The organism is Pantoea graminicola (assembly GCF_048452665.1).
In the GTDB taxonomy this organism is placed as follows: domain Bacteria; phylum Pseudomonadota; class Gammaproteobacteria; order Enterobacterales; family Enterobacteriaceae; genus Pantoea.
Genome location: NZ_JBLWSJ010000001.1, coordinates 332,780 through 355,053, shown reverse-complemented (window position 1 = coordinate 355,053; position 22,274 = coordinate 332,780). Strand labels below are relative to the sequence as shown.

Sequence of the window (22,274 nt, the reverse complement as noted above, 5' to 3'; positions counted from 1 at the left end):
CCTGAAATTAGCCACCAATATAAGAGAGATTCTGTGTGATGCCGGTGTTGCCCTGATGCAGGAAGTGCGTCTGCTTTTTCTGCCCCAGGCTGCTGGTGATCCGCGCCTGCAGTTCGGCCTGCTGATCGTCAGATGCCAGCAGATCGCGCAGCGGCACGCCGCCATCGCCAAACAGGCAAAGGTGGAGATTGCCCTGCGCCGACACGCGCAGGCGATTGCAGCTGGCACAGAAATCTTTGGCGTAAGGCATGATCAGGCCGATTTCGCCGACATAGTCGGGGTGATAAAAGACCTGCGCCGGGCCGTCACTGCGGCCGCTTTCGCGACGCTGCCAGCCCTGCGCGATCAGCTGATCGCGGATCACGGTGCCGGAAACGTGCTGATCGCGGAACAGCGTGCCGCCGTCGCCGGTCTCCATCAGCTCGATAAAGCGCAGCTGGATCGGCCGGGTGCGGATCCAGTCAAGGAAAGTGGCGAGATTACGGCTGTTGAGATCACGCATCAGCACGCTGTTGACTTTGACCTGGCGGAAGCCAGCGTCCAGCGCCGCATCAATACCGCTCATTACCTGATGGAACTTATCCTGACCGGTGATGGCGTGAAACTGACGGGCGTCCAGACTGTCGACGCTGACGTTGAGCGCGGTCAGCCCCGCCTCGCGCCACTGCTTCACATCACGCGCCAGCCGGTAACCGTTGGTAGTGACCGCAATCTGACGAATCGCGGCGTTTTCACGTACGGCCGCAATGATGTCGGTGAAGTCGCGACGCAGCGACGGCTCACCGCCGGTCAGCCGCACTTTTTCCGTGCCGGCGGCGGCAAAGGCGCGCGTGACACGACGGATTTCATCCAGTGAGAGAAAGCTTTTGTTACGAATTCCCTGCGGTTTATAGCCGTCAGGGAGACAGTAGGTACAGCGGAAATTACAGACATCCGTGACCGACAGGCGCAGGTAATAGAACTTACGCGCGTATGCATCAGTAAATTGTGACACCAGAACACCTTTCCAGATTGGGAGATGCAGTCATTTCTTCCTGCACCCTGGCAGCTCTAAGGCTACGGCCTGAATCCCCTATCCGCAGACGTAGGCATTCAGGCTTGAGTGTACGCTGACCCCTTGATCAGCGCGGTAATCATGATGGTAGCGTGATTTACGCCACTCTTCCATGTGCTGTTTTCGCTATATAATCTTATACATAGCGAATTTTCACCGCATTTTCGCGACAGGATACGTTAAAATACCCGCCAGATTTTGACGCAAGTCATGCGCGCGGGCTTAGCGTTTAGAGCCTCGCCACGCGAACAGATTTTAAGGAGAAGTATGAATCGCACACTGGCCGATCTTGATCGCGTTGTGGCGCTGGGTGGCGGACACGGTTTAGGCCGCGTGATGTCTGCCCTTTCCCCGCTGGGCTCGCGTCTGACCGGTATCGTTACCACTACCGACAACGGCGGTTCAACCGGCCGTATCCGACGCTCCGAGGGCGGCATCGCCTGGGGCGACATGCGCAACTGTCTCAATCAGCTGATCGCCGAACCCAGCGTCGCGTCGGCGATGTTCGAGTATCGCTTTTCCGGGAATGGCGAGCTGGCCGGACACAACCTCGGCAACCTGATGCTGCGGGCGCTGGATCAGCTGAGCGTGCGTCCGCTGGAGGCGATTAACATCATCCGTAATCTGCTGAAGGTGGATGCTTTTTTAATCCCGATGTCGGAGCAGCCGGTAGACCTGGTGGCGATGGATGCCGAAGGCAATATGGTTTACGGCGAGACGGCGATTGACGAGATGAAGCAGCCGCCGCAGGAGCTGATGCTGCATCCCACTGTGCAGCCCACACGGGAGGCGCTGCAGGCCATCGGTGAAGCGGATCTGATCCTGATCGGGCCAGGGAGCTTTTATACCAGCCTGATGCCGATCCTGCTGATGGAGGAGATGGCGCAGGCGCTGCGCCGCACGCCCGCGACCATGGTGTTCATCGGCAATCTGGGCCGCGAACTCAGCCCGGCCGCCGCCAGCCTGACGGTCGCTGACAAGCTGCAGATGATGGAGCGTTATATCGGCAAGCGGGTGATTGATGCCGTGGTGGTCGGTCCCTCGGTGGCAACTCAGGGCATTGAAAACCGCCTGATTGTCCGTGAACCGCTGGAGGCCGCCGACATCCGCTATCGTCACGACCGCCAGCTGTTACGGGTGGCGCTGGAACACGCCATTCAGGGGTTTTGACAGCACTACGAGGCCGCAATAAACAGCGTGCGCAGCTCATGCAGCTGATCGCGCACGCTGGCCGCCTGCTCGAACTCCAGGTTCTGCGCATGCTGCTGCATCTGCCCTTCCAGTTCGTGGATCTTCTTCTGCAACGCCTGCGGCGTTAACGTCAGCAGATCGGCCTGGGCCTGTGCTTCGCCAGGACGGGCCGGCTTCGCTTTACCCCGGGTTTTCACTACGTTGTTGCCGAGTTCCAGAATATCGGTGATCTTCTTGTTCAGGCCCTGCGGAACGATACTATGCTTCTCATTGTGCAGCTGCTGTTTCTCACGGCGGCGTTCGGTTTCTTCAATCGCACGCGCCATCGACGGCGTAATTTTATCACCGTAGAGAATCGCCTTACCGTTGATGTTACGCGCCGCACGACCAATGGTCTGGATCAGCGAGCGCTCAGAGCGCAGGAAGCCCTCTTTGTCCGCGTCCAGAATCGCCACCAGCGACACTTCCGGCATATCCAGCCCCTCACGCAGTAAGTTGATGCCCACCAGCACATCAAACTCTCCCAGGCGAAGGTCGCGGATAATCTCCATACGCTCGACGGTGTCGATATCGGAGTGCAGATAGCGCACTTTCTCGCCGTGCTCGGTCAGATACTCGGTGAGATCTTCCGCCATGCGCTTGGTCAGCACCGTCACCAGAATACGCTCGTTGATCGCCACACGCTGGCGGATCTCCGACAGCAGATCGTCAACCTGCGTGCCTACCGGGCGCACTTCGATGATCGGATCCAGCAGGCCGGTCGGACGCACTACCTGATCCACCACCTCGTTACCCGACTTCTCCAGCTCATATTTGCCGGGCGTCGCCGAAACATAGATGGTCTGCGGGGCCAGCGCCTCAAACTCTTCAAACTTCATCGGACGGTTATCCAGCGCCGACGGCAGGCGGAAACCATACTCCACCAGCGTCTCTTTACGCGCCCGGTCGCCTTTGTACATGCCGCCAATCTGCGGGATGGTGACGTGGGACTCATCCACCACCAGCAGGCCATCGGCAGGCAGGTAGTCAAACAGCGTCGGGGGCGCTTCGCCCGGCCCGCGCGCGGACAGGTAGCGCGAATAGTTTTCGATGCCTGAGCAGTAACCCAGCTCGCTCATCATCTCCAGGTCAAACTGGGTTCGCTGCGTAATCCGCTGCTCTTCCAGCAGTTTGTTGTTCTCCAGCAGCACCCGGCGACGATCCGCCAGTTCCACTTTGATCTCCTCCATCGCCTGCAGGATACGTTCGCGCGGCGTCACGTAGTGCGTCTTGGGGTAGATCGTGAAGCGGGGAACCACCGAATCGACCTGGCCGGTCAGCGGATCAAACAGCGACAGCCGCTCCACCTCCTCGTCGAACAGCTCAACCCGCAGGGCGATATCGTCCGATTCCGCCGGGAAGATGTCGATCACTTCGCCCCGCACCCGGAAGGTGCCGCGCTGGAACGCCTGGTCGTTGCGGGTGTACTGCAGCTCGGAGAGGCGACGCAGGATGCTGCGCTGGTCGATGATCATGCCGCGGGTCAGGTGCAGCATCATTTTCAGATAGAGATCGGGATCGCCCAGACCATAAATCGCTGAAACCGAGGCTACTACGATGACATCGCGCCGCTCCAGCAGCGCCTTGGTCGCCGAGAGACGCATCTGTTCGATGTGCTCGTTCACCGACGCATCTTTTTCGATGAAGGTGTCGGAGCTGGGCACGTAGGCTTCCGGCTGATAGTAGTCGTAGTAGGAAACGAAAAACTCCACGGCATTTTCCGGGAAAAACTCTTTCATCTCGCCATAGAGCTGGGCCGCCAGTGTCTTGTTAGGCGCCAGCACCATCGTCGGCCGGTTAAGATCGGCAATCACGTTGGCGACGGTGAAGGTCTTACCGGAGCCGGTCACCCCCAACAGGGTCTGATGGGCCAGTCCATCCTCCAGCCCCTCTTCCAGGCGACGGATCGCCTCGGGCTGATCGCCCGAAGGTTTAAAGGCGGAATTCAATTTAAAGGCTTTACTCATGAATGCAGTTCCTGCTGGAGAAGTCGGCGGGCAGGCACTTATTTTACTCTGCTATGGTGATTTTGCCAGAAAAAAATACTGGATATAAAAACAGTAATAATGCAGTGTAGAGGCGAGAGGCACAATTTCTGCCGCTTCGATACCCAACCTGAACCGGCGTAAAGGGTGTTGCGCAATGTTATCCCCAGGCGAGGATCAGATTTAACATTTGTCAATAGAGCGTCACAAAATTACAGTTCGGTTAACTGACAGAAAATTCGCAGGCTTGTTTTTTGATAAGCAACTGATTTTATTAGATTAAGCTTATAAGGCCAGATTCTCGTCATTATGTTACCAGGCCCCGTATTTCCTCGCTTCCAACTGGTTTTCATGACCTAATGCACAAGGTTATCCACAGGAATGGTGGATAAGTGATGGCAGCCCCGCCGCCATCAGCTGTGTATAATTTTTCCCTCTCCTCCCGTCACCCCGAAAATAATTTTTTTTGCGTTAAATTTCGCACCAGGCAGTGACGGATAATTCTGCAATTTTACGCTGTCGCGCGGCCCGTCACGCAAAATTTCGCCGATCCACTAAGATTCTTAATCAGATGTCCTGCTTCTTTACCGCCCGTCTGCACCAGAAACAGTGCTTCGCAGCACTGCAAAAGTGCAGGCGCGTGATTGCCGTGGGGAATTGATAAGTTTTTCTCATATTTTCTCCCGCAGGCAGGCCAGCGCAGCCACAAAACAGGGCCATTTTCAGACCTGGCCTGGTAATTGCAGCACTCCATCGCGTCACCGGATGTTGTGCGCACTGAGTGGCAATGGCGAGACCACCGTTGCTGATGACTGGGTTGCCAGACGACAGAGAGCGGAAGCAATCAGGCTAATGATCGGGAAGGAGAGTGTCAGATGCTGAGTTTACGTTCGGTCAATCAATTTTACGGTCAGAACCATATTCTATGGGATGTGGACCTGGATCTGTCGCCTGGCACCTGCACCGGCATTCTGGGCCGGCCCGGCATGGGTAAAACCACGCTGGTGAACTGCATCATGGGCAGACTGCCGATTAACAGCGGCTCCATCTCCTGGAAAGAGGATGGTTCGCCGCCGGAAGATCTGCTGCTGCAACCGGCTGAACAGCGGGCCCAGATGGGCATTGGTTATGTTCCGCAGGGGCGTCATATTTTTACCCAGATGAGCGTGGAAGATAACCTGCTGATTGCGCTGCTGGCCGGTGCCAGCCAGCAGGATCGCCACCGCGCCATACCCGAAATGGTCTTCGATCTCTTTCCGGCGCTCTACTCACTGCGTCAGCAGCGCAGCGGCGATCTGCCCATCGATCAGCAGCAGCAGCTGGCCCTGGCGCGCGCGCTGGTGCTGCAACCCAAGCTGCTGATTCTGGATGAGCCGACCGACGGCATGTCGCCGTGGCTGGAAGAGGAGATGGGTAACCTGATCCGTCGGCTTAACCTCGATTACGGGCTGACCATCCTGCTACTGGAACAGCGTCTGTCGCTGATCCGGCGGGTAGCCGACTATTTTCTGCTGCTGCACCGTGGCCGCAATGTGGCGCAGGGCAGCATGGCGCAGCTTGACGATTACACTGTCGATAAGTGGCTGACCGTGGCCTGACGGGCGGGAGCCGGACCGCGCAGCACAGCCTGACATACAGGCTGTGCTGCGCGGTAAGGATGACGATGAAGCCCTGGCCCGGCGCTTATTCCGGCAGCGTCAGATAGTGACCACAGTCAGCCTGCTGCGCCGCCTCGGTAAACCAGGGAAGTGTGCCCAGGCAGGGTGCAGGCAGACGGTTTTTCAGGCTGGTGAGATACTCCTCATAGCGCCTGCCCGGTGGCTCGACGGTGTTGGCGATCCAGCCCACCAGCGGCAGGCCGCACGCCTGTATCGCCTCTGCGGTCAGCAGGGCGTGGTTGATGCAGCCCAGCTTAATCCCCACCACCAGGATGACCGGCAGCCGTTCGCTGACCACCCAGTCGGCATAGGTGTGCGTTTCGGACAGCGGGGTGTACCAGCCGCCTGCCCCCTCGACCAGAATCCAGTCCGCCAGCGGCTCCAGCGCCGCCAGCCCCGCCGAGAGAGCCAGATGGGTGATCGGCCTGCCCTCTTCGGCGCTGACGATGTGCGGCGAGGTCGGCTCCATAAACGCCAGAGGATTGACCTGCTGATAGGTCAGCGGCACGTTGCTGTAGCGCTGCAGCGCCAGCGCATCGCTGTTGCGGATCCCTTCCGGCGTCAGCTCACAGCCCGAGGCCACCGGCTTATAGCCCGCACAGCGGTAGCCTGCGGCGGCGGCGGCCTGCAGCAACGCGCCGCTGGCGACCGTTTTGCCGACTTCGGTGTCAGTCCCGGTGATAAACAGGCGTTTCATGATGCACTTACTCCATAGATTAAATGGTAACTCAGGCGATAGCCGTGCCGATCGCGCGGCCAGTGCGCCTCCAGCTGGCTGAGCCGTTGCCGGGTCAGGATCTGTCCGTCGCGCCCCTGATGCAGATGGGTTGCCCCGATCCCCTTCAGGGAGCGCATCGCGCTGAGCGCGTCGGGAAAGTGCAGCGTCACCCGCTCCGAGGAACAGCCGAGTTGCTGAGCATGACAGGCCGCGGCAATCTGCGACTCGCTGAGAAAGCGGTTGGCGTGCGGCATGGCATCCAGATGTGACCAGGCCTCATGCACCTCCTGCAGCGAACCATCGCCCAGGGTGGAGAACAGCAGCGTGCCGCCGGGCCGGAGTACCCGCCGGAACTGGCGCAGTGCGCCGGGCAGATCGTCACTCCACTGCACCGCCAGATTGCTCCACACCAGGTCCGTCGAGTTATCCGCCAGCGGCAGCGCGTCGATGTCCCCGACCAGATAGTGCTGCGCGGCATCGTTATCCCGTGCCTGTTGCAGCATCTGTACAGAGAGATCCAGCGCCGTCACCTGTTTGCCGCGTTCACGCCACAGCTGGCTATACCAGCCGGTGCCGCAGCCGGCATCCAGCAGCTGCAGGCCGCTCTGCGCGGGCGCACGCGCCAGCAGCGCATCTCCGCTGAGACGCTGCAGCGCGGCGTGAGCATCGTATCCTCCTGCCGCCCGGCCAAAGGCGCGCGCCACCGCCTGTTTATCAACCCGCAGCGTCATGCAGTGCCTCCAGTAAACGATCGATATCGTCCGGGCGATGCGCCGCCGTCAGGGTGATGCGAAGCCGCGCGGTGCCCGGCGGCACGGTAGGCGGCCGGATCGCACTGACCCAGCAGCCCGCCTCCGCCAGCCGCTGTGAGAGCGCCAGCGCCTCGCTGTTTTCCCCTACCAGCAGTGGCTGAATCGCACTGGCTGACGCCATCAGTTGCCACGGCAGCGACGCCGCCCCGCGCCGGAAATGTGCAATGTTCTGCTGTAACTGCTGGCGCAGCGCCTCGCCCTGCTGAATTTCGCGCAGCGCCGCCTGCAACGCGACCGCCTGGGCTGCGGGCATCGCCGTTGAGTAGATGAGATGGCGGCTGAACTGTAAAAAGTAGTCGGCGGTGTCACCATCGCAGAGCAGCGCGGCCCCGCTGACGCCAAACGCTTTGCCAAAGGTGATCACCAGCAGTTCCGGTTTAACGCCCTGCTGCCAGCAGCTGCCGCGCCCCTGCTCGCCCACCACGCCGATGCCATGCGCATCATCCACCAGCAGCCAGCCTCTGGCCTGCTGCGTCTGTTGCGCCAGGGCGGCCAGCGGCGCGCTGTCGCCATCCATGCTGAAGATGCCTTCCGTCACCACCAGCGTTTCCCCGGCGCAGGGGGCGGCGAGTCGGGCCGCCAGGCTCTCCGGCGCGTTATGAGTGAAACGTCGCAGCTGAGCCGGGCTGTGGCTGGCGGCGTCGAGCAGCGAGGCGTGGCTGAGCCTGTCCGCCAGAATACGGTCGTCCTTCTCCCCCAGCAGATGGATTACCGCCTGATTTGCCGCAAAACCGGAGATGAACAGCAGCGCCCGGTCATAGCCGAGCCACGCCGCCAGCTCCGCCTCCAGATCGGCGTGCTGGCGGTGATAACCGGTGACATGCCCCGAGGCGCCCGCGCCCGCGCCCGCCAGCGCCGCGCCCTGCTGCCAGGCGGCGATCACCGCCGGATGCCGGGTTAAACCGAGGTAGTCATTGCTGGAGAAGTGGAGATAGTCGCGGCCACCGCTCCGCAGCGTGCGGGTAGACTGCTGATCAATGATCCGACGCTGCCGCCAGCCGTCGGCCGCACGGCGCTGCTCCAGCGCCTGCCGGAGTCGTTGCTGCCAGCTCATTACAGCGCCGCGTTGTAGAACTGTTCAGTGTCGGCATGGAAAAGCTGCTCGCTGAGTGCCTGCGCCTGCTGCTGATCGCCATGATGGGTGTGCGTATGTTCCGGGTTAAGTCCCAGCTTGCGGAACAGCACGCGGTCTTTATCCTCTTCCGGGTTCGGCGTGGTCAGCAGTTTGCAGCCGTAGAAAATCGAGTTGGCCCCGGCCATAAAGCACATCGCCTGGGTCTGCTCGCTCATCTGCTCACGGCCCGCCGACAGACGGACGTGCGAGGTCGGCATCATGATGCGCGCCACCGCAATAGTGCGGATAAAATCGAACGGCTCCACATCCTCGTTATCGGCCAGCGGCGTGCCTTTGACCTTGACCAGCATGTTGATCGGCACGCTCTCCGGCGGCGTCGGCAGATTGGCTAACTGCACCAGCAGCCCGGCGCGGTCGTTTACGGTTTCGCCCAGGCCGACAATGCCGCCTGAACAGACCTTAATCCCGGCGTCGCGCACTTTGCCCAGCGTATCCAGACGCTCCTGATAGCTGCGGGTGGTGATGATGGAGCCATAGAACTCCGGCGAGGTGTCGAGATTATGGTTGTAAAAATCCAGGCCCGCGCCCGCCAGTCGCTGCGCCTGCTGCTCGCTGAGCGTGCCCAGCGTCATACAGGTTTCCATCCCCATCGCTTTTACGCCTTCCACCATCTTTTCCAGAAAGGGCATGTCGCGCTCGTGAGGATTTTTCCACGCCGCCCCCATGCAGAAACGGGTCGATCCGGCGGCTTTCGCCTGACGCGCAGAGGCCAGGACCTCCTCCACCTCCATCAGACGTTCCGACTCCAGGCCGGTCTTGTAACGCGCGCTCTGCGGGCAATATTTGCAGTCTTCCGGACAGGCGCCGGTTTTGATCGACAACAGGGTACTGACCTGCACCTGGCGCGGATCGAAGTGCTCACGATGCACCTGCTGCGCTTTAAACATCAGTTCAAGAAAAGGTGCATCAAACAGGGCTTGCGCCTGTGCAATTGTCCAGCGTTGAGCCATTACTTACTCCAGAAAAGGGTGTCATCCCGACGAAAAGCAGGGTTATACTTGTAAACTATATTTTTTTATTTTGGTTTACAACTCCGATGACTACCGCCGTTTTTTCCGCAGACGATGCCCGTTTTGACCGCCAGCATATCTGGCATCCTTACACCTCAATGCAGGATCCGCTGCCCTGCTATCCGGTGGTCGCTGCACACGGTTTTCAGCTGCAGCTGGCCGATGGGCGCGAACTGGTGGACGGTATGTCCTCGTGGTGGGCGGCGATCCACGGCTACAACCATCCGCGTCTGAACCGGGCGCTGACGGAGCAGGCTTCACAGATGTCGCACGTCATGTTTGGCGGCATTACCCACCCGGCGGCGGTGGCGCTCTGTCGTCAGCTGGTGGCGATGACGGCCGATCCGCTGGAGTGCGTCTTTCTGGCTGATTCCGGCTCGGTGGCGGTGGAAGTCTCGATGAAGATGGCGCTGCAGTACTGGCTGGGACGGGGCGAAACCCGCCAGCAGTTTCTGACGCTGAAACGCGGCTATCACGGCGATACCTTTGCCGCGATGTCAGTGTGCGATCCTGAGAACTCGATGCACAGTCTGTGGCGCGGCTATCTGCCCGAACATCACTTTGCGGCGGCACCGGCCTGCGGCTTTGATGAGGCGTGGAACCCGGCCGATTTCGACGATTTCGCCCGGCTTATCGAAACGCATCACCGGCAGCTGGCGGCGGTGATCCTGGAGCCGATCGTGCAGGGCGCAGGCGGCATGCGTCTCTATCATCCGCGCTACCTGCAGCAGGTGCGTGAGGCGTGTGACCGCTATGGCGTGCTGCTGATTGCCGATGAGATCGCCACCGGTTTTGGCCGCACCGGCAAACTGTTTGCCTGTGAACATGCGGGCATCACGCCGGATATCCTCTGTGTTGGCAAAGCGCTGACCGGCGGCATGATGACGCTCTCCGCTACCCTGACCACCCGCGAGGTGGCCGACACCATCAGCCGCAGCGCAGCCGGGTGCTTTATGCATGGCCCGACCTTTATGGGCAATCCGCTGGCCTGCGCGGTGGCGGCAGAGAGCCTGACGATGCTGGCCGAGGGGCACTGGCAGCAGCAGGTGGCGGGTATCGAACAGCAGCTGCGGGCCGAACTGCTGCCGCTGCGCAGCTCACCGCAGGTGGCGGATGTGCGCGTGCTGGGCGCGATTGGCGTGGTAGAGACGCATCAGCCGGTCAATATGGCGGCGCTGCAGCAGTTCTTTGTGGAGCAGGGTGTCTGGATCCGGCCGTTTGGCCGGCTCATCTACCTGATGCCGCCCTATATCATTACGCCGCAGGCGCTGAGTCAGCTGCTGCAGGCGATTGGCGGCGCGCTGGCGCATCCGCAACATTTTAGCGGCTGAGGCGGGTGGCCCCCTGGCATAGGTGGCGCTTTTGGTTATGATGAAAGACTATTCATCGACAATCGAGGAGATGTGATGCGCATTGTGAGTCAGGATTTTAATGACGGCGAGAAGATGCCTGAAAAGCATGTTTTCAACGGCATGGGGTATCAGGGCGAGAATATCTCTCCCCATCTGGCCTGGGAAGAGGCCCCCGAAGGCACCCGAAGTTTTGTCGTGACCTGCTACGATCCTGACGCGCCGACCGGCTCCGGCTGGTGGCACTGGGTGGTAGCAAACATTCCGGCCAGCACCACGTCACTGCCGCAGGGTGCCGGTTCCGGCAAAGCCTCACTGCCCGCAGGCGCGATCCAGACCCGTACCGATTTCGGTCAGGCGGGCTACGGTGGCGCCGCGCCGCCACAGGGCGAAACCCATCGCTACATCTTCACCGTGCATGCGCTGGATGTGGAGACAATTGAGGTAGATGAGGGCGCCAGCGGCGCGATGGTCGGCTTTAACGTGCATTTCCACGCGCTGGCAAGTGCCTCGCTGACCGTGAACTATCAGTAGTGCAGTACGCCTCTCCCGCCCGGGAGAGGCGTCTTTCGTGGCGGGTTACGCCTGCAGTGCGTGGATCACCACCCACATCGGCCCCTGCCCTACCGCATAACGGCCCAGCGGCTGCAACAGCCCTTTGGGTTCGCTAATCGCATAGACTTCGATGTGATGAGATTTCTGCCCGGCGGCCACCAGAAAACGTCCTCTGTGATCGATATTAAAGCCGCGCGGCTGGGTTTCGGTCGGCTGGAACCCTTCCAGGGTCAGCTCATCGCCCGCTTCGCTGACGCTGAAGATCGCCAGCGTGCTGCTGGTGCGATCGCAGGCGTAGAGGAAGCGGCCATCGGGCGTCAGATGAATATCGGCGGCCCAGCGCGTGCCGCTAAAGTCCGGCGGCATCATATCCAGCGTCTGCACGCTTTCGGCTTCGCCTTCACCATTATTCAATGCCCAGACCTCAACCGTGCTGTCGAGTTCGTTAACGCAGTAGGCGTAGTGGCCGCCCGGATGGAACTGCATATGGCGCGGACCGGCACCTTCCACCGTCGTCACCTGCGCCTGCGGGCGCGGTGTCAGCTGACCCGCCTCATTCAGCGCAAACAGGCAGATGCGATCCTGCTTCAGTGCCGGAACATAGAGCGTCGTGTTGTCGTTATCGATATTGGCGGAGTGACAGCCGTCAAGGCCGTTAATAACCTGCAGCGGTGCCTGCGGAATGCCCTCTTCATCGATCGGGCTGACGCTGACGCAGGCATCATTGTAAGAGCCGCAGAACAGAAACCGGCCCTGATGATCGGTGGAGATGTGAGTCGGGCTGCCGGGCAGCGGCGCCTGGCCCGCCTCGGTCAGCGTGCCATCGGCGGCGATACGAAACGCCAGCACGCGGAAATTGGGACGCACACCGACATAGAGAAAATCGCGTTTCGGACTCACCACCATCGGCTGAACCTGGCCGGCGACATCTGTCACCTGAAGCAACGTCAGCCCGCCCTCATCATTCATCTGCCAGACGTGAATCTGCTGGCTCTCGGGACTGGCGGTGTAGACAACCTGTTTCATGCATTCTCCTTTTTTGCTGCCTGTTCATGATCTGTGACTCACTGTAGCGCGTTTTACGGCCCTACGCTGAAATCATTTGTGTCCGGTTTTTTGTCTCCGGGCCGTGGTCAGGTGTAGACTTTACCCCCTGCAAACCCGGAAAAATGGAAGGATTAATGCGCTACCGTGTCATTGCCCTCGACCTCGACGGCACGCTGCTGACCCCAGCTAAAACGATTCTGCCGCAGTCTGTTGACGCCCTGCACCAGGCACGCCAGGCAGGCGTGCATGTCGCCATCGTAACCGGACGCCATCACTGCGCCATTCACCCTTTTTACCAGGCATTACAACTGGATACACCCGCAATCTGCTGTAATGGCACCTACCTGTATGATTACCAGGCGAAAAAGGTGCTGGCCGCCGATCCGCTGGAACCGGCGCAGGCTTTACAGGTGATTGAGATGCTGGATCGTCAGCAGATTCACGGGCTGCTCTATGTGGATGACGCGATGCTCTATCAGACCCCGACCGGTCATGTGACGCGCACCCTGAAATGGGCCGAATCCCTGCCGCCCCACCAGCGCCCGCTGTTCCGTCAGGTGCCCGACCTGGCGCAGGCCGCGCGTGACGCCGGTGCGATCTGGAAGTTTGCCCTGTCGCACGAAAACATCCCCGAACTGCAGCAGTTCGCCCGCACGGTTGAAGCGGAGCTGGGCCTGGCGTGTGAGTGGTCCTGGCACGATCAGGTGGATATCGCGAAGGGGGGTAACAGCAAAGGCAGACGGCTGGCGCAGTGGGTCGAATCACTGGGCCTTACCATGGATGATGTGATTGCGTTCGGCGATAACTATAACGATCTCAGCATGCTGGAAACGGCCGGGCTCGGCGTAGCGATGGGCAATGCCGATGAGGCGATCCGGGCGCGGGCGAAAGTGGTGATAGGCACCAACCTGGAACCCGGTATTGCCGATACCCTCTATCGGTACGTGCTGTAATCAGGGCGTCACCGAGACGCTCTTTATCTGGGCATACAGCCACTGATCGGGCCGGATGCCCAGCTCATCACGCGCCCACGGCGTGATGCGCGCCCAGAGTTCACTGATGCCGATGCGCAGCTTCACCTCGACCTGATCCCCGACCTCCAGCAGCTCCACCACCTGCGCCGGTAAGATGTTACGGATCGAGCTGTGCTGCGGCGGTTGCAGCGCCAGCGAAACGTCGGCTGATGCGATGCGGATACGCAGCGGCGTTTTGACCGGCTGGTTCACCCGGCTGACCCAGATGTGCTGATCGCCCAGCGACAGTGCTGTCATCGGATAGTCGGGATGCTGTTCCAGCACCTGCACCCGCAGCACGCTGGTCAGCTCGCTCACCGGCAGCCACGGCCGCATCGCGCTGCTGCTCCAGACCCGCTCCAGCGGACCAAAAGCTTTGACTTTGCCCGCATCCAGCACCAGCACGTTATCGGCCAGCTGCAGGATCTCCTCCAGGCTGTGCGAAACGTAGAGCATGGGGATGTCGACCTGCTTCGCCAGCTTCTGCAGATAGGGCATCAGTTCCCGTTTACGCGGCAGATCCAGCGACGCCAGCGGCTCATCCAGCAGCAACATATCCGGGGCGGTCAGCAGTGCACGGCCAATCGCCACCCGCTGTTTTTCCCCGCCCGACAGCGACCGGGGAAAGCGAGCCAGCAGCGCCTCCAGGCCCAGCAGCGACACCAGATTATCGAACTGCGCTTTCATCCCCGATGCCATGCCATATTGCAGGTTGCCCCGCACCCGATAGTGCGGAAACAGCCGCGCATCCTGGAACACATAGCCGATGCGCCGCTTCTCCGGTGGCAGCGAGATCTGCTGCTCCGCGTCGAACAGCAGACGATCTTTCAGCTGGATGCGTCCGTGCTGCGGCTGCGTCAGGCCGCTGATGGCGTTGATCAGCGAGGTTTTCCCGGCGCCGGAGACACCAAAGATGGCGGTGATCCCCCTGGCCGGGATCTGCAGGTCTACCGCCAGCTGGTGTTCGCCCTGCTGCTGAGTAAAGTTAAGTGATAGCATCAGTTCCCCATCCGCTTGCGGCTCTGCCGTGCCAGCCATTCCGACGCCAGCAGCGAGGCGAGCGCCAGCACGATAGCGATAACGCAGAGCCGCGCCGCCGCCCCTTCCGCGCCGGGCGTTTCGATCAGGGTATACATCGCCAGCGGCAGCGTGCGCGTCTCGCCGGGAATATTCGAGACAAAGGTGATGGTGGCGCCGAACTCGCCCAGCGATCGGGCAAAAGCCAGCACCGTGCCGACGATCACGCCCGGCAGAGTCAGCGGCAGCGTGATGGTCAGGAAGACCCGCCAGCGGCCGGCGCCCAGCGTGCGTGCCGCCTGCTCCAGCCGGCTATCCACCGCCTCCAGCGCCAGACGGATGGCGCGCACCATCAACGGAAACGCAATCACGGCCGACGCCAGTGCGGCTCCGCGCCAGCTGAACGCAAAGCTGAACCCGAACCAGTCGTAGAGCTTTTCTCCGATGATGCCGCGGCGGCCCAGGGTAATCAGCAGCAGATAGCCCACCACCACCGGCGGCAGCACCAGCGGCAGGTGGATCAGGCTGTCGAGCAGCGCCTTACCGGGAAAACGGCAGCGCACCAGAATCCACGCCATCAGGATGCCAAACGGCAGACTGCCAAGCACGGCTATGCCAGAGACTTTAAGGCTAAGCACTACCGCCTGCCATTCGGGATCGCTGAGTATCATTTCGTCGGTGTAAATCCGTAATGTTTGAAGATCGCCGCGGCCTGCGGCCCTTTCAGGTAATCATAAAACGCTTTTACGCTGGCCGTGTCGCGATCGTTCACAATCGCCAGCGGATATTCCACGGGCTTGTGGCTGGAGGCCGGAAAATGCCCCACCACCGCCACCTTATCACTGGCGATCGCGTCGGAGCCGTAGACGATGCCGTAAGGGGTTTCATTACGCTCGACCAGCGCCAGCGCCGCCCGCACATTGTTTGCAGGCGCTAACAGGGGTGCCACCACCGGCCAGGCCCCCAGCGTCTGCAGCGCCTCTTTCGCATAGATCCCCGCCGGAACGTGGTCCGGATCGCCGACCGCCAGACGTTCGCCGTGCAGCAGGGTTTTCCAGTCGGTCTGTGCGTCCAGCGTGACCGCGCGGGCGGCGGCACGGCGAGGGGCAACCAGCACCAGATCGTTGCCCAGCAGGGTAAAGCGACTGCGGGTAATCACGCTTTTTTTCGCCACCGCATCGTCCATCCACTGCTGATCGGCAGAGATAAAGAGATCGGCAGGCGCACCCTGCTCAATCTGGCGCGCCAGCGTTGACGAGGAGGCGAAAGAGGTGACGACTTTCACCCCTTTTTCCTGCTGATAGCGGCTGGCAATGTCCCGAACGGCGTTGGTCAGGGAAGCCGCCGCAAACAGGGTAATGTTATCGGCTGCCACAGCCTGCCCGGCCAGCGAAACGGTCACCAGCGCCGCAAGGCCCCAGCGATGAAAAGATAATGACATGATGCTCTCCAGCTATTCGTTGTGTAGCGGATGATACAACGCCGGTTCGGGCAGCGTCATGAAATTATCGGCAGAAGAGAGAGAAGATTGAGCAGAAGCGAGGGGAAGAAACGACCACGCCCGCACAGACGGCGGGCGTGGCAGAGATTAATTATGCGAACGGGCGGAAGATTTTTCGCGGTGCCCCACTTTCGAGAAGATGTTGAACACTTCACCCAGGCCATAAATCATACCCAGCATCAGTGCCATCACCACAGGGACCATCAGGATCGCCACGGCGAGGCTTTTCAGTAATTCCAGCATGGAGAGTCTCACTCTGCGAACAAAGAAGTGATTGTAACGGGTCAGTAAAATTTTGCGCAGCCCTTTTCGTGCTTTTACTTTGGTCACAAAACGCCGCTATCATCGGCCTCTGCCTTTACCCTTTGCCGGAGCTGTCATGGAAGCCGAACTGTCCCTTCACATCCGTTTACATCAGAAACTTTTTGCCGATCCGCGACGTATTGCGCTGCTCAAACAGATTCAGCAGACCGGATCGATTAGTCAGGGCGCGAAGCTGGCCGGCATCAGCTACAAAAGTGCCTGGGATGCGATCAATGAGATGAACCAGATGGCGGATGAAACCCTGGTCGAGCGGGCCACCGGCGGTAAAGGCGGCGGCGGTGCCACCCTGACCCGCTATGGAGAGCGTCTGATTCAGCTTTTCCAGCTAATGGAGCAGATTCAGCAGAAAGCCTTTGATGCCCTGCAGCAGGACACGCTGCCGCTCGACAGTCTGCTGGCCGCCATCGCCCGTTTCTCGCTGCAGACCAGCGCCCGCAATCAGCTCTTTGGCACCGTGATCAGCAACGATGCCCGCCAGGTGGTGCAGCATCTGATTATTCAGCTGGCCGATGGCGTCACCCGGCTCAGCGTGGCGCTGACCCAGCGCAGCGCCGATCGCCTGCAACTGGCCGCCGGTAAAGAGGTGCTGGTGCTGATCAAGGCGCCGTGGATCCGCGTCAGTCGCGACACGACTGAGCAGGACAATCATCTGGCGGCCACCCTGACGGCCATTGAGCCCGGTGAGCAGAGAAGTGAACTGCTGATGCAGCTCGCCAGCGGCGAAACCCTGTGCGCGACCCTGAGCAACGATCGGCTTCATCAGCTTGCGCTACAGCCTGGCGATGCCGTGTTCGCCAGTTTCAATGCGGAGGAGGCCATCGTCGCCAGCCTGCTCTAGCGCCTGATTTGACTTCACCACGGGCAATGGTTACAACTCACTCATACGATGCAAAAAATGGAACAGATCATGGCTTCATTGCACATTTCGCAAGGCACGTTTCGTCTGAGTGATACCCGGGTTCTGCGTCTGGATACGCTGAACCTGCAGCGCGGAGAGAGCTGGGCGTTTGTTGGTGCCAACGGCAGCGGCAAATCCTCACTGGCGCGCGCGCTCTCCGGTGAACTTCCGCCGCTGAGCGGTTCGGTCCGCAGCACGTTCAGCCGGCCGGTCCGGCTGTCGCTGGAGCAGTTGCAGACGCTGGTGGCGCAGGAGTGGCAGCGCAATAACACCGATATGCTCAGCGAAGGAGAAGAGGATACCGGGCTGACGGTGGCAGAGGTGATCCAGGCGGAGGTCAGCGACCCTGGCCGGTGCGAACAGCTCGCGCGCCAGTTTGGCATCGTGCCGCTGTTATCGCGTCGCTTTAAGTACCTCTCAACCGGCGAAACCCGCAAGACCCTGCTCTGTCAGGCGCTGATGAAGCAGCCCGATCTGCTGATCCTCGATGAGCCGTTCGACGGTCTGGATGTGGCGTCGCGCACCAGCCTGGCCGATACGCTGCGCAGCCTGCAACAGCCGGACTTTACCCTGGTGCTGGTGCTCAATCGCTTTGATGACATTCCCGATTTCATTCAGCAGGTGGGCGTGCTGGCAGAGTGTACGCTGACCCACAGCGGGCCGCGCCGGGCCATTCTCACCGAGGCGCTGGTGGCACAACTGGCGCACAGTGAACAGCTGATGGGGATGGCGTTGCCGGAGGCGGACGCGCCGGACCAGCTTCCCCGTCTGGCAGATGACGCGCCGCGCGTGATCCTGCGCGACGGCACCGTCTCCTATCACGATACATCGGTCATTAAGGGGCTGAACTGGCAGGTCAGCGCAGGTGAACACTGGCAGATTGTCGGCCCGAACGGTGCCGGGAAATCGACCCTGTTAAGCCTGATCACCGGCGATCATCCGCAGGGCTACAGCAACGATCTCACGCTGTTTGGCCGCCGTCGCGGCAGTGGCGAAACCATCTGGGAGATCAAGCAGCATATTGGCTATGTCAGCAGCAGCCTGCATCTTGATTATCGCGTCAGCACCAACGTGCGGACCGTGATTCTGTCAGGCTTTTTTGACTCGATCGGCCTCTATCAGGCCGCCTCTGACCGGCAGAAGGCACTGGCGCGGCAGTGGCTGACGCTGCTGGGAATGGATGACCGGCTGGGCGATGCGCCCTTCCATTCTCTGTCATGGGGCCAGCAGCGGCTGGTGCTGATTGCGCGCGCCCTGGTGAAACATCCGACGCTGCTGATTCTGGATGAGCCGCTGCAGGGGCTGGACCCGATTAACCGCCAGCTGGTGCGACGTTTTGTCGATGTGCTGATCGGTGAGGGACATACTCAACTGCTGTTTGTTTCCCATCATGCCGAAGATGCGCCCGGCTGCATTACCCATCGCCTGAGCTTTGTCCCGTACGAAACGGGCTATCACTACCGGCAGGAGACGCTGCGCTAGCGCCCTGCCGCGCAGACGCCGCAGCGGCGGCGTTCTGTCGCCTCCGAATGTAAGCGTTACCATGCCGGCTCTCTTTTACTCTGCTTTTACCTCACGCAATGCCATAAAATAAGATTAGTCAGCTTGTGTAAACGATACCATTTATCCAGACTTGATCACGCTTTCAGTCGCGCTGATATGTTATTTTTTACAGATGCCTTTCTGGCTTTTGACGCTTACCAGGATCTCACATGGACAAATTTAACCCGGTCGATCATCCGCATCGCCGTTACAATCCACTGATTGATCAATGGATTTTAGTTTCACCTCATCGGGCCAAACGTCCGTGGCAGGGCGCACAGGAAACTCCGGCGGTGAATACATTGCCGAGCCACGATCCCGACTGCTTCCTGTGTGCCGGCAACACCCGCATTACCGGCGACAAAAACCCGGACTATCCCGGCACCTACGTCTTCACCAATGACTTTGCGGCGCTGATGACTGACACGCCCGACGCGCCAGAGAGCGATGATCTGCTGATGCGTTGTGAAAGCGCCCGCGGCACCAGCCGGGTCATCTGCTTCTCACCCGATCACAGCAAAACCCTGCCGGAGATGTCACTGAGCGCGCTGGAAGAGGTCGTGCGCACCTGGCAGGCGCAGACCGCCGATCTGGGTCAGCACTACCCCTGGGTGCAGGTTTTCGAGAACAAAGGCGCGGCGATGGGCTGCTCTAACCCGCATCCGCACGGTCAGGTCTGGGCCAACAGCTTCCTGCCGAACGAAGCGCAGCGCGAAGATGACCACCAGCGCGACTACTTCGCTAAAAAAGGCGTACCGATGCTGGTCGATTACCTCGCACGCGAGCAGCAGGATGGCAGCCGGACGGTGGTGGAAACCGATCACTGGCTGGCCGTGGTGCCGTGGTGGGCCGCCTGGCCGTTTGAGACGCTGCTGTTGCCCAAAGCGCACGTCAGACGTCTGACCGACCTGAATGGGGCGCAGCGCACGGACCTGGCTCTGGCGATGAAGAAGCTGACCAGCCGCTATGACAACCTGTTCCAGTGCTCCTTCCCCTACTCCATGGGCTGGCACGGCGCGCCGTTCAACGGCGAAGCCAACGATCACTGGCAGCTGCATGCGCACTTCTATCCGCCCCTGCTGCGCTCAGCAACGGTACGAAAATTCATGGTTGGCTATGAGATGCTGGCCGAAACCCAACGCGATTTAACGGCGGAACAGGCGGCGGAACGTCTGCGTTCTGTCAGCGACGTTCACTTCCGTGAGGCACAACAATGAGCTTAAAAACCATCACGCAGCAGCTTTTCTCTGACACCTTCGGTTACGCCGCCACGCACACTATTCAGGCGCCAGGCCGCGTTAACCTGATTGGCGAACATACCGACTACAATGATGGCTTTGTGCTGCCGTGCGCCATCGATTATCAGACCGTGATCGCCTGCGCCCGCCGTGACGACCGTCAGATCCGCGTCATCGCCGCAGACTATGACAATGCGCAGGACACGTTCTCGCTGGATGAGGCGATCGTCAGCGTACAGGAGCCAATGTGGGCCAACTATGTGCGCGGCGTGGTGAAGCATCTGCAGCAGCGTCATGCCGATTTTGGTGGTATCGATATGGTGATCAGCGGCAACGTGCCGCAGGGCGCGGGTCTCAGCTCCTCCGCCTCGCTGGAAGTGGCCGTTGGCACCGTGGTGCAGCAGCTCTATAACCTGCCGCTGGATGGCGCGGCCATCGCGGTTAATGGCCAGGAAGCGGAGAACCAGTTCGTGGGCTGCAACTGCGGCATCATGGACCAGCTGATCTCGGCGCTGGGCCAGAAAGATCATGCGATGCTGCTTGACTGCCGCACGCTGGGTACCCGTCCGGTTTCGATGCCCGACGATGTTGCGGTGGTGATCATCAACTCCAACTTCCGTCGTACCCTGGTCGGCAGCGAATACAACACCCGCCGTGAGCAGTGCGAAGCGGGCGCGCGTTTCTTCAATAAAAAAGCGTTGCGTGACGTGGAGCTGGCGGAGTTCGAAGCGGCAGAATCGCAGCTCGACCCGCAGGTGGCAAAACGTGTGCGTCACGTTCTGACCGAAAATGCCCGTACGCTGGAAGCGGCCGATGCGCTGACCCGGGGCGACCTGACGCGCATGGGCGAGCTGATGGCCGAATCGCACGCCTCAATGCGTGACGATTTTGAAATCACCGTGCCGCCAATCGATACGCTGGTGGAGATCGTTAAGGCGCAGATCGGCGGGCACGGTGGCGTGCGCATGACCGGCGGCGGCTTCGGCGGCTGTATCGTCGCCCTGATGCCGCAGGATCGCGTTGAGCAGGTGAAGGCGGCCGTGGCGGAGCAGTATGAAGCCGCGACCGGCATCAAAGAGACCTTCTACGTCTGCAAAGCCTCTGAAGGAGCGGGCCCATGCTGAATGACGTCAACTCTCACGCGCCCGACGGTCAGCCGTGGCGTATCACCGTGCTGCGCAATGCCAGCGGTATGCTGGTGACCTTTATGGACTGGGGCGCGACCTGGCTCTCCGCCCGCGTGCCGATGCAGGATGGCACGGTACGTGAGGCGCTGCTCGGCTGCGCCACGCCCTCTGACTATCTGCATCAGGATGCCTATCTGGGCGCAACGGTGGGCCGTTACGCCAACCGTATCGCCGGGGCAAAACTCAATAAACTGAATCGCCAGCTGGTGGCGAACCAGGGGGCGCATCAGCTGCATGGCGGACCGGAAGGCTTTGACAAGCGCCGCTGGCAGATCGTCAGCCAGAGCGACAGCGAGGTGCACTACCGCATCGACTCGCCGGATGGCGATCAGGGCTTTCCCGGCAATCTGATTGCCGATCTGCGCTATCAGCTGGATGACCAGAACTGCCTGAGCATCCATTTTGAGGCGCGCTGCGATCGGCCCTGCCCGGTCAACCTGACTAACCACGCCTACTTTAACCTTGATGCGCATCATGGCGATGCCCGCCAGCATCGCTTACAACTGCACGCTGACCACTATCTGCCGGTCGACAGCGAAGGCATTCCGAATGCGCCGCTGAAAGCCGTGGCGGGCAGCAGCTTCGATTTCCGCCATGCCAAAGTCGTGGCGCAGGATTTCCTGGCAGACGAGGATCAGCGGGCGGTGAAGGGCTATGACCACGCCTTCCTGCTTAACAGCGCAGGCGACGACAGTCAGCCCGCAGCGGAACTCTGGTCGGCGGATGGCAAACTTCAGCTCAGCGTGACCACCTCAGCACCGGCGCTGCAGTTCTACTCCGGTAACTATCTGGCTGGCACCCGTGCCCGCGAACAGGGGAGCTATACTGCCTTTCAGGGCATCGCGCTGGAGAGTGAATTTTTACCGGATTCACCTAATCACACTGAGTGGCCTCAGCCCGATTGCTGGCTGCAGCCGGGAGACCGCTGGGAAGCCGTAACGCGTTATCGCTTCACGCCGCGCTGAGCCTCCGGCTGAAAAACGCGCAGTGCGTCACACACA

21 protein-coding genes and 1 riboswitch are annotated in these 22,274 nt (G+C 60.6%); of the genes, 10 read left to right on the top strand and 11 right to left on the bottom strand.

Going from position 1 to position 22,274, the window contains the following annotated elements; genetic code table 11:
* Positions 1 to 7 precede the first annotated feature (7 nt).
* Positions 8 to 994, bottom strand: a complete 987-nt coding sequence (gene moaA / locus ACNY69_RS01850; protein WP_418797207.1) for a GTP 3',8-cyclase MoaA — start codon at positions 992 to 994, stop codon at positions 8 to 10.
* Positions 984 to 1,117: riboswitch (molybdenum cofactor riboswitch) on the bottom strand. (Overlaps the previous gene by 11 nt.)
* A gap of 204 nt (positions 1,118 to 1,321) precedes the next feature.
* On the opposite strand from moaA, the gene ACNY69_RS01845 reads away from it, so the two are divergent.
* Entirely contained in the window at positions 1,322 to 2,224 is a 903-nt protein-coding gene (locus ACNY69_RS01845; RefSeq protein ID WP_111139823.1) for a gluconeogenesis factor YvcK family protein, read from the top strand.
* A gap of 5 nt (positions 2,225 to 2,229) precedes the next feature.
* Here ACNY69_RS01845 and uvrB read toward each other — a convergent pair whose 3' ends face one another.
* Entirely contained in the window at positions 2,230 to 4,251 is a 2,022-nt protein-coding gene (gene uvrB / locus ACNY69_RS01840; protein WP_418797206.1) for an excinuclease ABC subunit UvrB, read from the bottom strand.
* Positions 4,252 to 5,144: 893 nt separating this feature from the next.
* On the opposite strand from uvrB, the gene ACNY69_RS01835 reads away from it, so the two are divergent.
* Positions 5,145 to 5,867, top strand: a complete 723-nt coding sequence (locus ACNY69_RS01835; protein WP_111139821.1) for an ABC transporter ATP-binding protein — start codon at positions 5,145 to 5,147, stop codon at positions 5,865 to 5,867.
* A gap of 85 nt (positions 5,868 to 5,952) precedes the next feature.
* Here the strand turns inward: ACNY69_RS01835 and bioD are convergent, their stop codons facing one another.
* The 4 genes from bioD to bioB are packed head-to-tail and all read right to left on the bottom strand — an operon-like array spanning position 5,953 to position 9,542.
* A complete protein-coding gene (gene bioD / locus ACNY69_RS01830; protein WP_111139820.1) occupies positions 5,953 to 6,624 on the bottom strand; it encodes a dethiobiotin synthase in 672 nt (223 codons plus the stop codon).
* The gene (gene bioC / locus ACNY69_RS01825; protein ID WP_418797205.1) at positions 6,621 to 7,376 is read right to left on the bottom strand and encodes a malonyl-ACP O-methyltransferase BioC; all 756 of its coding nucleotides are present in this window, start codon (positions 7,374 to 7,376) and stop codon (positions 6,621 to 6,623) included. Before bioC ends, bioD begins: the two co-directional genes overlap by 4 nt.
* Positions 7,360 to 8,511, bottom strand: coding sequence for an 8-amino-7-oxononanoate synthase (gene bioF / locus ACNY69_RS01820; RefSeq protein WP_293773760.1), 1,152 nt, complete (start codon positions 8,509 to 8,511; stop codon positions 7,360 to 7,362). Before bioF ends, bioC begins: the two co-directional genes overlap by 17 nt.
* Positions 8,511 to 9,542, bottom strand: coding sequence for a biotin synthase BioB (gene bioB / locus ACNY69_RS01815; protein WP_418797204.1), 1,032 nt, complete (start codon positions 9,540 to 9,542; stop codon positions 8,511 to 8,513). Before bioB ends, bioF begins: the two co-directional genes overlap by 1 nt.
* Before the next feature lie 86 nt (positions 9,543 to 9,628).
* Between bioB and bioA the strand changes: the two genes are divergently transcribed.
* Positions 9,629 to 10,933, top strand: coding sequence for an adenosylmethionine--8-amino-7-oxononanoate transaminase (gene bioA, locus ACNY69_RS01810; protein ID WP_418797203.1), 1,305 nt, complete (start codon positions 9,629 to 9,631; stop codon positions 10,931 to 10,933).
* Between the two features lie 75 nt (positions 10,934 to 11,008).
* Positions 11,009 to 11,485 carry a kinase inhibitor gene (locus ACNY69_RS01805; protein ID WP_111139815.1) on the top strand — a complete coding sequence of 159 codons (477 nt, stop codon included), beginning with the start codon at positions 11,009 to 11,011 and terminating at the stop codon, positions 11,483 to 11,485.
* Between the two features lie 45 nt (positions 11,486 to 11,530).
* Here the strand turns inward: ACNY69_RS01805 and pgl are convergent, their stop codons facing one another.
* On the bottom strand, positions 11,531 to 12,532 hold the full coding sequence (pgl, locus tag ACNY69_RS01800; protein WP_418797201.1) for a 6-phosphogluconolactonase: 1,002 nt from the start codon (positions 12,530 to 12,532) through the stop codon (positions 11,531 to 11,533).
* 155 nt (positions 12,533 to 12,687) lie between these two features.
* Between pgl and ACNY69_RS01795 the strand changes: the two genes are divergently transcribed.
* Complete coding sequence (locus ACNY69_RS01795; protein WP_418797199.1) at positions 12,688 to 13,506, top strand: pyridoxal phosphatase; 819 nt, start codon at positions 12,688 to 12,690, stop codon at positions 13,504 to 13,506.
* On the opposite strand, the gene modC is transcribed toward ACNY69_RS01795, so the two are convergent.
* The 4 genes from modC to ACNY69_RS01775 form a co-directional block, all read right to left on the bottom strand.
* Complete coding sequence (gene modC, locus ACNY69_RS01790) at positions 13,507 to 14,565, bottom strand: molybdenum ABC transporter ATP-binding protein ModC (protein ID WP_418797198.1); 1,059 nt, start codon at positions 14,563 to 14,565, stop codon at positions 13,507 to 13,509.
* Entirely contained in the window at positions 14,565 to 15,254 is a 690-nt protein-coding gene (gene modB / locus ACNY69_RS01785; RefSeq protein ID WP_293773750.1) for a molybdate ABC transporter permease subunit, read from the bottom strand. Before modB ends, modC begins: the two co-directional genes overlap by 1 nt.
* Positions 15,251 to 16,024: a molybdate ABC transporter substrate-binding protein gene (gene modA / locus ACNY69_RS01780; RefSeq protein ID WP_418797197.1), complete on the bottom strand. Its 774-nt coding sequence runs from the start codon at positions 16,022 to 16,024 to the stop codon at positions 15,251 to 15,253. Before modA ends, modB begins: the two co-directional genes overlap by 4 nt.
* Before the next feature lie 147 nt (positions 16,025 to 16,171).
* Positions 16,172 to 16,327 (bottom strand): AcrZ family multidrug efflux pump-associated protein, encoded by a 156-nt coding sequence (locus tag ACNY69_RS01775; RefSeq protein ID WP_098051177.1) that lies wholly within the window; start codon positions 16,325 to 16,327, stop codon positions 16,172 to 16,174.
* 136 nt (positions 16,328 to 16,463) lie between these two features.
* Between ACNY69_RS01775 and modE the strand changes: the two genes are divergently transcribed.
* The 5 genes from modE to galM all read left to right on the top strand — a co-directional run bounded on the left by modE (position 16,464) and on the right by galM (position 22,238).
* Complete coding sequence (modE, locus tag ACNY69_RS01770) at positions 16,464 to 17,246, top strand: molybdenum-dependent transcriptional regulator (RefSeq protein ID WP_111141959.1); 783 nt, start codon at positions 16,464 to 16,466, stop codon at positions 17,244 to 17,246.
* A 69-nt stretch (positions 17,247 to 17,315) separates the two neighbouring features.
* Positions 17,316 to 18,788, top strand: a complete 1,473-nt coding sequence (gene modF, locus ACNY69_RS01765; RefSeq protein ID WP_418797196.1) for a molybdate ABC transporter ATP-binding protein ModF — start codon at positions 17,316 to 17,318, stop codon at positions 18,786 to 18,788.
* Between the two features lie 230 nt (positions 18,789 to 19,018).
* Positions 19,019 to 20,065, top strand: coding sequence for a galactose-1-phosphate uridylyltransferase (gene galT / locus ACNY69_RS01760; RefSeq protein WP_418797195.1), 1,047 nt, complete (start codon positions 19,019 to 19,021; stop codon positions 20,063 to 20,065).
* The gene (gene galK / locus ACNY69_RS01755) at positions 20,062 to 21,210 is read left to right on the top strand and encodes a galactokinase (protein ID WP_367396175.1); all 1,149 of its coding nucleotides are present in this window, start codon (positions 20,062 to 20,064) and stop codon (positions 21,208 to 21,210) included. The genes galT and galK overlap by 4 nt, the downstream gene beginning before the upstream one ends.
* The gene (gene galM / locus ACNY69_RS01750) at positions 21,204 to 22,238 is read left to right on the top strand and encodes a galactose-1-epimerase (protein WP_111141955.1); all 1,035 of its coding nucleotides are present in this window, start codon (positions 21,204 to 21,206) and stop codon (positions 22,236 to 22,238) included. The genes galK and galM overlap by 7 nt, the downstream gene beginning before the upstream one ends.
* Positions 22,239 to 22,274: the final 36 nt, after the last annotated feature.